Here is a 13,394-nt window from a genome sequence, read left to right as displayed (position 1 = left end):
CGATGGCGACGGTCACGCCGATCCGCGCCGCCGACGCCGCCCCGTCCGGAGCGGGCCACCGGCGCGGGCGGGCCCGCCGCTCCGACGACGGGATCACCGGGTACCTCTTCCTGTCGCCGTGGATCCTCGGCGTCCTGCTGCTGACACTCGGCCCGATGGCGACTTCGCTGTACCTCTCGTTCACCGACTACGACCTGTTCGACACCCCGGAATGGGTCGGCCTGGACAACTACGCGCGGATGTTCTCCGACCAGCGCTGGCTCAGGTCGGTGCGGGTGACCGCGCTCTACGTGGCGCTCGCGGTGCCCGTCAAGCTCGCCGCCGCGCTCGGCGTCGCCCTGCTGCTCAACGGCAAGCGCCGTGGCCAGGGGCTGTACCGGGCGGCGTTCTACGGGCCGTCGCTGATCGGCGGCAGCGTGAGCGTCGCGATCGTGTGGAAGACGATGTTCAGCGACGACGCCGCGGTCGACCGGGTGCTGCGGGCGTTCGGCGTCGACACCGGCGGGTGGGCGGGCAACCCGGACCTCTCGCTGCTGATGCTGGTGCTGCTGGCGGCGTGGCAGCTCGGCGCGCCGATGGTGATCTTCCTGGCCGGGCTCAAGCAGGTGCCGCGGGAGCTGTACGAGGCCGCCGAGGTCGACGGCGCGGGGCCGTGGCGGCGGTTCGCCTCGATCACCTTGCCGATGATCTCGCCGGTGGTCTTCTTCAACCTGCTGATGGAGACCATCCACTCGTTCCAGGTGTTCACGTCCGCCTACGTCGTGGGCGGGCCGAACGGCGCCCCGGCGGGCACGACGCTGTTCTACACCGTCTACCTGTTCGACCGCGGCTTCGGCGACTACCGCATGGGCTACGCGTCCGCGATGGCGTGGGTGCTGCTGCTGGCCGTCGGCCTGGTCACCGCGCTGCTGTTCCGGTCCGCGCGCGGCTGGGTCCACTACTCCGGGGAGAAGGCGTGAAGCGGGTGGTGTGGCACGTCGGCGTCCTGCTGCTGCTGGCCGTCCTGCTGTACCCGCTGGTGTGGATCGTGGCGGCCACGTTCAAGCCCTCGGCCGAGATCGTGGGCGACCTGCGGCTGCTGCCGACCGATCCCACGACGGCGAACTACGGGCGCGCCGTGGACGGGGTCGGCGGCGTCGGGATCGGGCGGTACTTCCTCAACTCCGGCCTGCTGGCCGTGCTGTCCGTCGTCGGCACCGTCTCGTCATCGGCGCCGGCCGCGTTCGCGTTCGCCCGGCTGCGCTTCCGCGGCCGCTCGGCGATGTTCGCCGTGATGATCTCCACGCTCCTGCTGCCGTTCCACGTGCTGATCATCCCGCAGTACGTCGTGTTCCAGCGGCTGGACCTCGTCGACACCTACGTGCCCCTGCTGATCGGCAAGTTCCTGGCGGCGGAGGCGTTCTTCGTCTTCCTCGTCGTCCAGTTCATCCGCACCATCCCGCACGAGCTCGACGAGTCGGCGAAGATCGACGGCGCGGGCCCGTGGCGGATCTTCTGGAACATCGTGCTGCCGCTGGCCAGACCCGCCCTGGTCACCACCGCGATCTTCACGTTCATCTGGACCTGGAACGACTTCTTCGGTCCGCTGATCTACCTCAGCACCCCGGACAAGTACCCGCTGCCGCTGGCGCTGCAGCTGTTCATCGACGAGGCGGGCGGTTCGGACTTCGGCGCGCTGATGGCGATGTCCGTGCTGGCCCTGGTGCCGGTCGTGCTGTTCTTCCTGTTCTTCCAGCGCTTCCTCGTCGAGGGCGTGTCGACCTCGGGGATCAAGGGGTGAAGCGGCTGCCGCTGTTCGCCGAGTGCCTCACCGCCGGGGTGCTGGTGGTGCTGACCGCCCTGCCCCTGGTCACCCTGCTGCCCGCGCTCGCCGCGGGCTGCGCGCACATCAGGGCGCACGTCGACGGCGAGACCACCGCGGTCCGCGCGTACTTCACCCGCGTGCGGGCGGCTGCGTGCGGAGGTGCGGGCCCGTCGGTCGGCGTGGTCGCCGGGTTCGCGGTGCCCGCCGCGGACCTGGTCGTCCTGCGGCACACCGGGTTGCCGGGCGGCGGCGCGGTCGGCGCGGTCTGCACGGCGGTGGCCGCCGGGCTCGCGGTGGTCGTCCTGCGGGCCGCCGCGACGTGGTCACCGGGTGGGCGCTGGACCGCACTCGTGCGGACGGCCGCGCGCCGCGCCGTGGTCGACCCGACCGGTTCGCTGCTCCTCGGCACGGCGCTCGGCGTGCTCGTCGTCGTCACCTGGCAGCTCCCACCGCTGGTCGTGCCCATGCTCGGCTGCGTCCTGATGGCGGCGGTCGCCGTGGAACGCCGCGCCACCCGGCTCCACGACCCGAGCCGCTCCGGGCGGTGAGTCCCGCTTCCGGTGGAATACCGGGAAATCCCCTAATCCGTTCCCGGTCCACGCAGCACACTGTGGCCCAGGAACGGGCCCGCCGTCGTGCCGGGAGTTCCTCCAACGGATGGGGTGCCGGATGAGTTCTGTTCAACCGCCGGGAGGCCGCTTCCCCGGCAACGGCGATTGGCCGACGGGAACGTACATGGACATGCTGCGGCCGCGCAGCCAGGCCGCGCTGCTCAGGTTGGGGGTACCGCTCACCTACCGGCACGGCGACGTGCTGCTGCGGGAGTCGGAGCGGTCCTCGCACGTCATGCTGCTGTGCCAGGCCGTGGTCAAGGCGACGGTGAGCCTGGAGAACGGGCGCATGGCGCTGCTGAGCATCAAGGTCGGCGGCGACGTGATCGGCGAGATGGCGGCGCTGAACGACGAGCCGAGGTCGGCCACGGTGACGGTGTTCGGCGAGGCGCGGGTGCGGCTGATCCAGTCCGAGGAGTTCCAGCACTACCTGGCGGAGTACCCCGACGCGAGCATCGCGCTCACCCGGATGATCATGCAGACGCTGAAGTGGGCCGACAAGCGCCGCGTCGACTTCAACGGCTACCCGGCGTTCGTCCGGCTGGCGCGGGCGGTGCACGAGCTGGCCGCGAACTACGGCCGCCGGGTGCCGGAGGGCATCACCGTGGACATCGGCCTCACGCAACGGGAGCTCGGTGCGCTCGTGGGCGTCGAGGAGGACACCGCGCGCAAGGAACTGCGCGAGCTCAAGAGCCGCGGTGTCATCAGTCTGGGCTACCGCACCATCACGGTAACGGACGAGAAGGCGTTGAGCGCCATCGCTGACGGCAACGGCGAACCCCGGTGATTCCCCTATTCGGTACCGCGGAACCGGGCGATGCTGACTCGCATGGACCAGTACACGATCGGGAACCCGCTGACTCGGCGAACCTCCACCCCCGTGGCCGGGGAGAGAGGTCGGCTGCTCGTCGCCGAGCGCGGCGCGCCGGAGGCGGCGACTCCCGATGAGCCGGGGCACCCGGCCACGACGGCGACCCACGGCGAGCTGGTGTACCGGCTCGTCGTGGCCGTGGACATCGCCAACTACAGCAAGCTGGACGCCCTCGACCAGTCGCTGGTGCAGAGCAGGCTGAGCGAGGTCCTCGACCGCGCGGGGCAGCGCGCGGGGCTGGCCAGGAGCCAGTGGTACCGCCAGCTCCGCGGCGACGGGGAGCTCGCGGTGCTGCCCGCGAACGTGGACGCGGCCTGGGTCGTCGCGGAGTTCACCGAACAGCTCGTCGCGGCACTGGCGGACGTCGCGCGGGCCCACCCGACCGAGCCGGCCCTGCGGCTGCGGATCGCGATGCACCACGGAACGCTGGCCGCGGGCCACTTCGGGTTGGCGGGCAACGCACCCGTGGTCACGTGCAGGCTGCTGGACTCCGACAACGCGCGCGACGCGCTGACCGAGGACTCGTCCGCGCACCTGGTGCTGGTCGTCTCCGAGCAGCTGTACCAGGACGTCGTCGTGAGCCGGTTCCACGGCCTGTCCCCGCAGCGGTTCCGGCAGACCAGGGTGTCGGCCAAGGACGTCGACTACGCCGGGTACCTCTGCACCGGCGGCCCGCGGACGCCGGACCGGCCGGACAACCGGGTCGGCGCCCTGCCGGGGAACGTCCGCAACATCAGGGAAGCCAGCTGAGCCGGGCACCACGGGGACCCCGTGCCGGAGGGCGCGTCCTGGTCGTTCGGCGTGGACCGCGACCAGGACGCGCCTCCCGTCGGTGGGGATCAGGGGGTCAGCCCGTCGCGCCCAGCGGGCGGTGGTTGATGGACAGGGCGCTCAGCCGCCGTTCGTGCTCCCGCAGGGTGGTGAGGAAGGCGGGCCAGTCGTCCCCGCCGGACCAGGCGCTGCCCGCCAGCGCGCACAGGCGCGGGAAGGCCAGGTACTCGGCGTGCGTCGGGTCCTTGACGAACTCCGTCCACAGCTGCGCCTGCGTGCCGAGCACGAGCGCCGACTCCTCGTCGGACCACCCCGGCGGCGGGAGCTCCTGGGTGTAGACGTCCTTGAGCGTGACCACGCCCGCGGGCTGGCCGGGCGGCTCGTCGGCGGTGTTCGCCTGCGGGTAGTCCAGGTAGGTGGAGCGCCACGGGGTCATGATCACCGGGTGGCCGTTGCGGGCGGCCTGCTTGCCGTGGGCGGGGTCCCGCCAGACCATGACCGCGGTCTCCGCGGGCAGGTCCGGCGCGCCGCCGCCCTCGTCCCAGCAGACCGGCGTGCGGCCGTTGGCCAGCAGGAACCTGCTGATCCTGGCGAGGAACCAGGAGTGCAGGTCGTCCGGGCCGGACAGGCCTTCCGCCGCGACCCGGTCGAGGGCCAGCGGGCTGCGGTGCCACTCCGCGGTGGGGCACTCGTCGCCGCCGATGTGGATGCGCTCACCGGGGAAGACGTCCATCACCTCGGCGAGGACCTCCTCGCAGAAGTCCAGTGTGGACTCCTGGACGCCGAACACCTCCTCCGAGACGCCCCAGCTGGTCCACACCGGCAGGTGGCGGTCCGGGAAGTTGCCGAGCCGCGGGTAGGCGGCGAGCGCGGCCCGCGCGTGGCCGGGCATCTCGATCTCCGGCATGATCGCGACCCCGCGCTCCTCGGCGTGCGCTACCAGGCCGCGCAGCTCCGCGGTGGTGTAGGCGCCGCCGTGCGGGCTGGCGTCGAACCGGGTGCTGCCGGCCGGGCCGACCATGCTCTCCGCGCGCCACCCGCCGACCTCGGTGAGCCTGGGGCGACCGGGGACGGGCATCCGCCAGCCCTGGTCGTCGGTCAGGTGCAGGTGCAGGACGTTGAGCTTGTGCAGCGCCAACAGGTCCACGAACCGGTGCAGGAACTCCACCGGCATGAAGTGCCTCGCCACGTCGAGCATGGCGCCGCGCCACGGGAAGGCCGGGACGTCGACCACGTCGACGCACGGCACCTCGACCGGACCGGCACCGGGCAGCGGGAGCAGCTGGCGCAACGACTGCACGCCGTGCAGCAGACCCGCGTGGGCGGCCGCCCGCAGCCGGACGTTGTGCTGGTCCACCCGCAGCTCGTAGCCCTCGTCGCCGAGGTGGGACAGCGCCGGGTTGACCGCCAGCACCACGGCGCCCTCCGACGACGGCGCCAGCGCGACGCCGTGCGGCCGGAGGTAGTCGCGGAGCAGCCGGACGGCCCCGGCGGCCTGCGGTCCGATGTGGACGGTCGTCGACCGGTCCAGCGCGAACGAGCCGGGAAGCCGCACCAGGTGTCTCGGCGGGGGAACGATCACGCCTGCACTCCTCATCCTTTGACCGCGCCCGCGGTGATACCGGAGGTGACCCGCCCCTGCAGGGCGAGGAAGACGAGCAGCACGGGCACCATGAACAGGGTCGAGGCGGCCATGGTGGCGCCCCAGTCGGTGCCGAAGGTGTTGCTGAACGAGGACAGCCAGACCGGGAGGGTCCGGTCGTCGCGGTTCTTGATGATCAGCAGGTTGGCGAAGGCGAACTCGTTCCACGCCGTGATGAAGCCGAACAGCGACGTGGACATGAGGCCCGGCGCCAGCAGCGGGAAGACGATCCGGCGGAACGCCTGCACCCGCGTGCAGCCGTCGACCAGCGCGGCCTCCTCCAGGTCCACCGGGATGGCGCCGAGGAACCCGCGCAGGGTGACGATGGTGAACGGGAGCGTGATCATGAAGTAGATCAGCGTCAGCATGGACAGCTTGTCGAGCATGTCCGTGTCGCGGGCGATGACGTACATCGGGATCAGCAGCGCCTCCCACGGGGTCATCTGGGCGACGAACACCATGAGGATGAACCCCCGCCTGCCCTTCCACCTCATCCGCGCGACGGCGAACGCCGCCAGCAGCGCGACGGCCAGCGCCAGCAGGACGCCACCGATCGACACGACGAGGCTGTTGCGCCAGAACAGCCAGAAGCCGCTGGCGTGGACCGCGGTGGCGAAGTGGTCGAAGCTGACCGTGGTGGGCCAGAACGTCGGCGTCGGGGCCTGGATGTCCTTGGTGGGCTTGAAGGCCGTGAGGACCATCCAGTACACCGGGAACACCGCGACCACGCAGACGAGCAGCGCGGAGAACGCGAGCGGGAGCCTGCGCCAGGTCACAGTTCCGCCTCCTGCCTGAACATCTGGCGGAAGTACGCCAGCAGCACGACCACCAGCAGCAGCACCGTGATCATCGAGACGGCCGCGCCGAGGTCGTACTTGTTGAGGGACTGGGCGATCTGGAACGCGTAGACCGGCAGCGTCGTCGTGGCATCCCCCGGACCACCCTGGCTGATGGCCCAGATCTGGACGAACGACTTGAACACCCAGATCACCTCCAGCGACAGGATCAGCCCGAACATCGGCCGCAGGATCGGGAACGTGATGGAGGTGAACAGCCGCCACGCGCCCGCGCCGTCGATCTTCGCCGACTCGTAGAGCTCGGACGGGACGGTCGTCATCGCCGAGTACAGCGACAGCGCGGCGAACGGGACCGACTGCCACACGATCAGCGCGACCAGGATGCCGAAGGTCGACGTCCCGTGCGCGAACCACGTGTAGTCCTGGAACCGCTCGAACCCCAGCTGGACCAGCACCCAGTTCACGACGCCGAGCCTGGACTGGAACAGCCACTGGAACACCGTGGTGGCCGCGATGATCGGGGTCGCCCAGGTGAGCACCAGGCAGCCCATCACCAGCAGCCGCAACCACTTGCCCAGCGCCGAGAGCAGCAGCGCGACCGCGGTGGACAGCACCATGATCAGCACGACGTTGACCGCGGTGAACAGCAGCGTCCGCCGGACCACCGCCCAGAACACCGGGTCGGCCAGCGCCTCCCGGTAGTTGGCCAGGCCCACGAACGCCGCGCCGCCGCGGATCAGCTCGCCGAGCCGGAAGTGCTGCACGGAGATGACCGCGTTGCGCACCAACGGGTACAGCAGCAGGTACGCCGACGCGAGCACGGTCGGCGCGACCAGCAGGTAGGGCCAGAACACCACCCGGCGCCGCCGCCTCGGGCGCTGAGGCGGCGGCGGTCCCTGGGTGGTGGCCGGTCGGGACGACAGGGTCGTCGACACGGCCGCGGCCTACTTGCCGGAGTTCAGCGCCGTGGCGATCACGTCGTCGGCCTTCTTGGCCTCCGCGGTCGGGTCACCACCGGTCAGCACGGCGGTGAGGAAGTCCTTCACCGGGTTCTTCGCCTCCACCGCGGCCCAGTTCGGCGACTGCGGCGTCCCGTGCCCGTTCACGGCGCCCGCGGCCATCGCCGAGGCACCGGGGTTCTCGGCCAGCGCGGAGGCGAGGCTCGTGCGGTTCGGCACGTAGTTCATCGCCTTCGCCAGCTCCGTCTGCCACTTCTCCCCGGCCAGCGCCTTGATCATCCGGTAGGCCTGGTCCTGGTGGTCCGACGACTCCGGCACGATCAGGTCCGACCCGCCGGTGAACACCGCACCCGGCTTGTCCGCCGTCTTGCCGGGGATCGGGAAGAACCCGAGCTTGCCCTCCAGCGCCGGGTTCGCCTTCGTGATCAGCGCGGCCGCGCCGGGCACAGCGATCAGCTGCGCGACGTCACCCCTCGAGAAGACGTCGGTCTGCTGCGGCTTCGCCTCGTCGGAGTCCTTGGGCCCCTTGCCCAACGCCTGGAGCTGCTTGTAGAAGTCCACGGCCGCGGCGCCCGCGGGCGTCCCCAGCCCGCCCTTCCACTTGTCGCCGTCCTTGGTCGCGAGGTCTCCCCCCTCGTCCCACAGGAACCCCGACAGCACGTACCAGTTCTGACCGGGCAGGTAGATGCCCTGGTTCGCGCCCTGGTTCAGCTTCGCCGTCGTCTCCAGCCACTCGGCCCGCGTCTTCGGCGGCGCCGCGACCCCCGCCGCCGCGAACAGGTCCTTGTTGTAGATCACGACCCGGTTCGCCGCGTAGTAGGGGATCCCGAACTGCTTCCCGTCCACCGCCCCCGGCTCGCTCAGCCCCGGAATCCAGTCCTTGCCGTTCAGCTCGTCGACCTTCGCGCTGAGGTCCACCACACCACCGCTGGCCGCGTACTGCGCCACCTGCGTGTTGCCCACCTCGATCACGTCGGGCGCGTCGTTGCTGGCCAGCGCGCTGACCACCTTCTGCCCGATCCCACCCCACTCCTGGATCTGGATGTTCAGCTTCACCTGCGAGTTCTGCGACTCGAAGTCACTGGTGAACCGCTGCAGGAAGTCCGGGGTGACGCTGTCCTTCATGAGCCAGACGTCCAACGTCACCGGACCGTCCGAAGTGGACGTCGGCGTGGACGAACCACAGGCCGCGGCGGCGAACGCCAGCGCGAACACAGCGGTGATCAGGCGGGGGCTCTTCATCAGTCACCTCGAGGCGCGATGTTGACCATTGGTAAGACCAGATCTGTTGCCCCAGAAGGTGGCATAGACCAATCCTCCGGTCAAGGGTCGAGACCCAAAGGATGTTTTCGCAGACCAGGGAGGGGGGTGATGATCTACCGAACGGCGGTTGACACCGCGGGCGGTGATGAGAACGAGGGCAAGTGGTCAGTTTTTGGCTAACCAGTTGGGTGGTGGGTGCCGAGGGGGTGGCTGGTTGTTCGACGCTGGGTATGGGATGCGCCGAGGTCGAGATCGGGTATCGCTGCGGCCGTGGGCGGTGCGGCCGACTTGACTTGGGGCCCCTTTTTTGGGCTTCGTCGGGCGAAAAAGGGCAGGTGGTAGAGCCTGCCCGCCGCCGCAAGTTTAAGCCCAAAAACCCCAAGTCAAGTCGGCCGCACGGCGGACGAGCATGCTCGCCGGCGTTGTGGGCGGGGTGTTTGCTCGGCTTGGTGGTGGGTTGCGCTGTTTACTCGGCCTGGTGGTGGGGCGCTGGGGGCAGTCGCACTACCCCAGGGAGGCCACGAACTTCGATACGGCGTCCGGGTGCAGTTTTTGGGCCAGGCGGCCTCCGGGGGCCAGCGAGCCGAGCTTGTACAGCGGGCGGTCGGCTGCTGCTTCTCCTCGTGCCTCCGCCCTCAGCTGGGCGATGAGCAGTTCGCAGAACACCAGGCCCCGTGCGTCGCCGCGCGAAGCCAGCACGTCCGCCAGTCTCCTCAGCGGGAACACACCCTGCTCGCGGCCGCCGGTGCCCGCGTAGATGGCCAGGGCCAGGTTGATCGCCTTGCCGCCGCCGCGCACGAACAGACCGACGGTCCTGCTGCCCCGGACGTCCGTGACGAGCAGGTCCAGTTCCTCCGCGCCCTTCAGGTCCACCGAACGGGTGCCGAAGGCGCGCACGGACAGGACGTGGCCTTGCAGCCAGACGCGCCGGCGCGCTTCGCTCCACGCCAGCAGCATCAGCGGCAGCGCCACGATCACGAACGCGATCAGGCCCGGCACGCGGCCGGCGATCAGGCCGATGACGCCGCCGAAGAACCCGGCCACGAGGACGGCGCCGATGGCGACCATGCGGGCGCGCTTGCGCACCATGACGGGGTCGAGGAGGTCGAGCGGGATGCGTTCGGCGTCGTCGGTCACCGGTCGAGGGCTTTCCGGACGGTGGTGACGACGTCGGTCAGCGGGACCGCCTGCTGGTCGCCGGTGGCGAGCTCCTTGAGCTGGGCGACACCGGCTTCGATGTCGCGTTCGCCGAGGACGAGGGCGTAGCGGGCGCCGGACTTGTCGGCGGCCTTCATGGCGCCCTTCATGCCGCGGCCGCCGTAGGCGAGGTCGAACCGCACCCCCGCCGCGCGCAGCTCACCGGACAGCCCGACCAGGCGGGACTTGGCGGTCTCGCCGAGCGGGACGCCGTAGACGTCGCACCTCGTCACGTCGCCGGGGGTGAGGCCCTCGGCCTGGCAGGCCAGCAGGGTGCGGTCGACACCGAGGCCGAAGCCGACGCCGGAAAGCGGTTGCCCGCCCAGCTGCTCCATGAGCCCGTCGTAGCGGCCGCCGCCGCCGATCCCGGACTGGGAGCCGAGACCGTCGTGCACGAACTCGAACGTCGTCTTCGTGTAGTAGTCGAGCCCGCGCACCATCCGCGGGTTCTCGGTGAACTTCACGCCGAGGTCGTCGAGGTAGCCCTTCACCTGCTCGTAGTGCGCCCGCGTCTCCGCCGCCAGATGGTCGAGCATGAGCGGCGCGTCGTCCATCAGCGCGCGCACCTCGGGGCGCTTGTCGTCCAGCACCCGCAACGGGTTCAGGTTCGCGCGGGTGCGGGTCGCCTCGTCCAGCGGCAGCTTCGCGAGGAACGCCTGGAGCTTCTCGCGGTACTGCGGGCGGTCCGAGCCGTCGCCCAGCGAGGTGATGTCGAGCCGGTAGCCGGTCAGGCCCAACGACCGGAAGCCCGCGTCGGCGATGGCGATCACCTCGGCGTCCAGCGCCGGGTCGTCCACGCCGACCGCCTCGACGCCGACCTGCTGGAGCTGGCGGTAGCGGCCGGCCTGCGGCCGCTCGTAGCGGAAGAACGGCCCGGCGTAGTACAGCTTCGCGGGCAGCTGGCCGCGGTCGAGGCCGTGCTCGATCACGGCCCGCATCACGCCCGCCGTGCCCTCGGGCCGCAGCGTCACGGACCGCTCGCCGCGGTCGTTGAAGGAGTACATCTCCTTGCTCACGACGTCGGTCGACTCGCCGACGCCGCGGGCGAACAGCGCCGTCTCCTCGAAGACGGGCAGCTCGACGTAGCCGTAACCGGCCAGGCGCGCGGGCTCGGCCAGCGCCTCGCGCACGGCGAGGAACGACGCGGAGGTCGGCGGGAAGTAGTCGGGGACACCCTTGGGTGCCGAGAAAGAAGTCACGTCACAGTCCTCGGTGCGGGGCGGCCGGTGCGGAGTCACCCAGTTGGAGCAGGTACGGGTTGCTCACGCGTTCGCGGCCGATGGTGGTCGTCGGTCCGTGGCCGGGCAGCACCACCGTGTCGTCCGACAGCGTCAACACCTTGCGGCGCAACGACGTCAGCATGCTCCGGTGGTCTCCGCCCGGCAGGTCGGTGCGGCCGATCGAGCCCGCGAAGAGGGTGTCGCCGGACAGCACCAGCCGTCCGCCCTCCTCGGTGCCCGCGCGGAACATCACCGACCCGCCCGTATGGCCAGGGGAGTGGTCGACGGTCATCTTCAGCCCGGCGAGGTCCAGCTCGGCGCCGTCGGACAGCTCGCGCACCTGCTTGGGCTCGCGCATCTCCAGCTTCCCGCCGAAGAACGCGGCCGACTCGGCGCTGATGCCCTTCAACGGGTCCGACAGCAGGTCCTGGTCGTCCGGGTGGATCCACGCCGGGACGTCGTGCCCGTCGCACACCGGCGCGACCGAGTACGAGTGGTCGAAGTGCCCGTGGGTCAGCAGCACGGCGACCGGCGACAACCGGTGCTCGCGCAGGGCCTTCTCCAACGGCTCGACGGCGTCCTGGCCGGGGTCGACCACCACGCAGGCCTCGCCCTCGCCCGTGGCCAACAGGTAGCAGTTGGCCTGCAGGGCGCCGGTCGGGAACCCGATCACCAGCACGGCGGTACCTCTCGACGGCAACGGATTGGCAACAGAAGGCGGCGGAACCGCTCCACCAGCCTAGCCGGCACACGCCAGTCATATGTGCGCCCCCTAGACTGCCCAGGATTGTCGGCTCTGCCGACGCGCTCTATCCACCCGCAGCACGACATCCCTGGGGAGGGAGCAGGTGCCGAACAACGAGCAGCGCCGCGAACAAGCAAAGCGGAAGCTGGAGCGTCAGCTCGAGAACCGACAGAAGCGGGCCAAGCGCCGCCGGACCACCGCACTGGTGGCGACGGTCGTGACCGTGGTGGTCGTCGCGGGCGGCATCTACTTCCTCGCGACGCGCGACTGGAGCAACGGCGACGCCACCGCCGCGACCGGCGAGAGCAGCACCGCTCCGAAGCCGATCCAGATCCCGACCGAGGTCAAGGCGCTGCCCAAGCGCCCGACCGCGCTCGCGGACCCGGTCACCTGCGAGTACCGGCCGTCCGCCGAGCCCGGCTCGAAGGAGGGCATCAAGGCGCCCGAGGCCGCCGGGATCTCCTCCACGGGCACCCAGGCGATCACGATCAAGGCGAACATCGGCGAGCTGAAGCTGACGCTCGACAAGTCGCTGGCGCCGTGCACGGTCAACAGCTTCGTCAGCCTGGTCACCCAGAAGTACTACGACGGGTCCAGCTGCCACCGGATCGGCACCGAGGGTCTGCAGATGCTGCAGTGCGGCGACCCGACCGGGACCGGCAGCGGCGGTCCGGGGTACGCGTTCGACAACGAGACGTGGCCGGAGCTGACCTACGGTCGCGGCTACCTCGCCATGGCGAACGCCGGGCTCGACCAGACGACGCAGAAGGGCACGAACGGCAGCCAGTTCTTCATCGTGTACGGCGATGCCCAGCTCTCGCCCGACTACACGGTGTTCGGCAGCCTCGACGAGGCGGGCCTGAAGCTCATCGACGACGTGGCGCGCGCCGGACACGACGGCTCGTTCGACCCGTCGCCCGGTGGCGGCAAGCCGAACAAGGAAGTGAAGTTCGAGACGGTCACCGTCGGCTAGTACCCAGGCGCACGGAGGCCCCCGGCACGATCGTGCTGGGGGCCTTCGCGTCTTCCCCGTGGGTGTCGCGACCCTGGCGGCATCGTGCCGAACGGCTCTAACGTTTCGCTGACGCGCGGGCGAGGTCGATCTCCGCCATGTGCTCCTCCGCCCACGTCCGCACGGCCGCCAGCGGACCGTCCAACGAGAGGCCGAGCGGCGTGAGCCGGTAGTGCACCCGCACCGGCACGGTCGGCTCGACCCGCCGTTCGGCCAGCCCGTCGTGGACCAGGTTCTGCAAGGTCACCGACAGCATCTTCTGCGAGACCCCCGGCATCCGCCGCCGCAGCTCCGCGAAGCGCACCTCCTCCGGGTCCGCCTCGGCCAGCACCTTGACCGCCATCGACGTCCACTTGGAGCCGATGCGGTCCAGCAGCCTTCGGGTCGGGCACTCGGGGCTGAACAGGTCGCCACGGGTCACCTGGAACTCACCACCTGTCGCGGAAGTGCCGTCTTGGCAGCTCGGAGCCGGTTACCTAGCTTGACCGGGTAACCAATCGTA

14 protein-coding genes are annotated in these 13,394 nt (G+C 70.4%); 6 read left to right on the top strand and 8 right to left on the bottom strand.

The window, feature by feature from the left end; genetic code table 11:
- The first annotated feature begins 2 nt into the window (after window positions 1-2).
- The 5 genes from CLV43_RS42470 to CLV43_RS42445 all read left to right on the top strand — a co-directional run bounded on the left by CLV43_RS42470 (window position 3) and on the right by CLV43_RS42445 (window position 4,036).
- Window positions 3-959, top strand: coding sequence for a carbohydrate ABC transporter permease (locus CLV43_RS42470; protein ID WP_106195951.1), 957 nt, complete (start codon window positions 3-5; stop codon window positions 957-959).
- Window positions 956-1,780 (top strand): carbohydrate ABC transporter permease, encoded by an 825-nt coding sequence (locus CLV43_RS42465; RefSeq protein ID WP_106195949.1) that lies wholly within the window; start codon window positions 956-958, stop codon window positions 1,778-1,780. Before CLV43_RS42470 ends, CLV43_RS42465 begins: the two co-directional genes overlap by 4 nt.
- On the top strand, window positions 1,777-2,352 hold the full coding sequence (locus CLV43_RS48270; protein ID WP_170156258.1) for a hypothetical protein: 576 nt from the start codon (window positions 1,777-1,779) through the stop codon (window positions 2,350-2,352). Before CLV43_RS42465 ends, CLV43_RS48270 begins: the two co-directional genes overlap by 4 nt.
- Window positions 2,353-2,539: 187 nt before the next feature.
- The gene (locus CLV43_RS42450) at window positions 2,540-3,202 is read left to right on the top strand and encodes a Crp/Fnr family transcriptional regulator (protein WP_245887447.1); all 663 of its coding nucleotides are present in this window, start codon (window positions 2,540-2,542) and stop codon (window positions 3,200-3,202) included.
- A gap of 42 nt (window positions 3,203-3,244) precedes the next feature.
- A complete protein-coding gene (locus tag CLV43_RS42445; RefSeq protein ID WP_211304825.1) occupies window positions 3,245-4,036 on the top strand; it encodes a nucleotidyl cyclase domain-containing protein in 792 nt (263 codons plus the stop codon).
- Window positions 4,037-4,133: 97 nt separating this feature from the next.
- Here CLV43_RS42445 and CLV43_RS42440 read toward each other — a convergent pair whose 3' ends face one another.
- From CLV43_RS42440 to CLV43_RS42410, 7 genes are all read right to left on the bottom strand, one after another.
- Window positions 4,134-5,639 carry a beta-N-acetylhexosaminidase gene (locus tag CLV43_RS42440; RefSeq protein WP_211304824.1) on the bottom strand — a complete coding sequence of 502 codons (1,506 nt, stop codon included), beginning with the start codon at window positions 5,637-5,639 and terminating at the stop codon, window positions 4,134-4,136.
- An 11-nt stretch (window positions 5,640-5,650) separates the two neighbouring features.
- Complete coding sequence (locus CLV43_RS42435; RefSeq protein WP_106195940.1) at window positions 5,651-6,475, bottom strand: carbohydrate ABC transporter permease; 825 nt, start codon at window positions 6,473-6,475, stop codon at window positions 5,651-5,653.
- On the bottom strand, window positions 6,472-7,431 hold the full coding sequence (locus CLV43_RS42430; RefSeq protein ID WP_211304823.1) for a carbohydrate ABC transporter permease: 960 nt from the start codon (window positions 7,429-7,431) through the stop codon (window positions 6,472-6,474). Before CLV43_RS42430 ends, CLV43_RS42435 begins: the two co-directional genes overlap by 4 nt.
- A 9-nt stretch (window positions 7,432-7,440) precedes the next feature.
- Window positions 7,441-8,697: an extracellular solute-binding protein gene (locus CLV43_RS42425; protein ID WP_106195939.1), complete on the bottom strand. Its 1,257-nt coding sequence runs from the start codon at window positions 8,695-8,697 to the stop codon at window positions 7,441-7,443.
- Between the two features lie 525 nt (window positions 8,698-9,222).
- On the bottom strand, window positions 9,223-9,807 hold the full coding sequence (locus tag CLV43_RS42420; RefSeq protein ID WP_106195991.1) for a hypothetical protein: 585 nt from the start codon (window positions 9,805-9,807) through the stop codon (window positions 9,223-9,225).
- A gap of 44 nt (window positions 9,808-9,851) precedes the next feature.
- Entirely contained in the window at window positions 9,852-11,114 is a 1,263-nt protein-coding gene (gene hisS, locus CLV43_RS42415; protein WP_106195937.1) for a histidine--tRNA ligase, read from the bottom strand.
- 1 nt (window position 11,115) lies between these two features.
- Complete coding sequence (locus CLV43_RS42410) at window positions 11,116-11,814, bottom strand: MBL fold metallo-hydrolase (protein WP_106195935.1); 699 nt, start codon at window positions 11,812-11,814, stop codon at window positions 11,116-11,118.
- 169 nt (window positions 11,815-11,983) lie between these two features.
- Between CLV43_RS42410 and CLV43_RS42405 the strand changes: the two genes are divergently transcribed.
- A complete protein-coding gene (locus CLV43_RS42405) occupies window positions 11,984-12,853 on the top strand; it encodes a peptidylprolyl isomerase (RefSeq protein WP_106195934.1) in 870 nt (289 codons plus the stop codon).
- Between the two features lie 97 nt (window positions 12,854-12,950).
- Here CLV43_RS42405 and CLV43_RS42400 read toward each other — a convergent pair whose 3' ends face one another.
- Window positions 12,951-13,313: a winged helix-turn-helix transcriptional regulator gene (locus tag CLV43_RS42400; protein WP_106195932.1), complete on the bottom strand. Its 363-nt coding sequence runs from the start codon at window positions 13,311-13,313 to the stop codon at window positions 12,951-12,953.
- Window positions 13,314-13,394 lie beyond the last annotated feature (81 nt).

Source organism: Umezawaea tangerina, assembly GCF_003002815.1.
GTDB lineage: Bacteria > Actinomycetota > Actinomycetes > Mycobacteriales > Pseudonocardiaceae > Umezawaea > Umezawaea tangerina.
This window is presented reverse-complemented; position numbering and strand designations above follow the sequence as displayed.

Coding starts and splice junctions, on each gene's coding strand:
- CLV43_RS42470 (WP_106195951.1), top strand. CDS start 3: ATGGCGACGGTCACGCCGATCCGCGCCGCCGACGCCGCCCCGTCCGGA.
- CLV43_RS42450 (WP_245887447.1), top strand. CDS start 2,540: ATGGACATGCTGCGGCCGCGCAGCCAGGCCGCGCTGCTCAGGTTGGGG.
- CLV43_RS42445 (WP_211304825.1), top strand. CDS start 3,245: ATGGACCAGTACACGATCGGGAACCCGCTGACTCGGCGAACCTCCACC.
- CLV43_RS42425 (WP_106195939.1), bottom strand. CDS start 8,697: ATGAAGAGCCCCCGCCTGATCACCGCTGTGTTCGCGCTGGCGTTCGCC.
- CLV43_RS42420 (WP_106195991.1), bottom strand. CDS start 9,807: ATGGTGCGCAAGCGCGCCCGCATGGTCGCCATCGGCGCCGTCCTCGTG.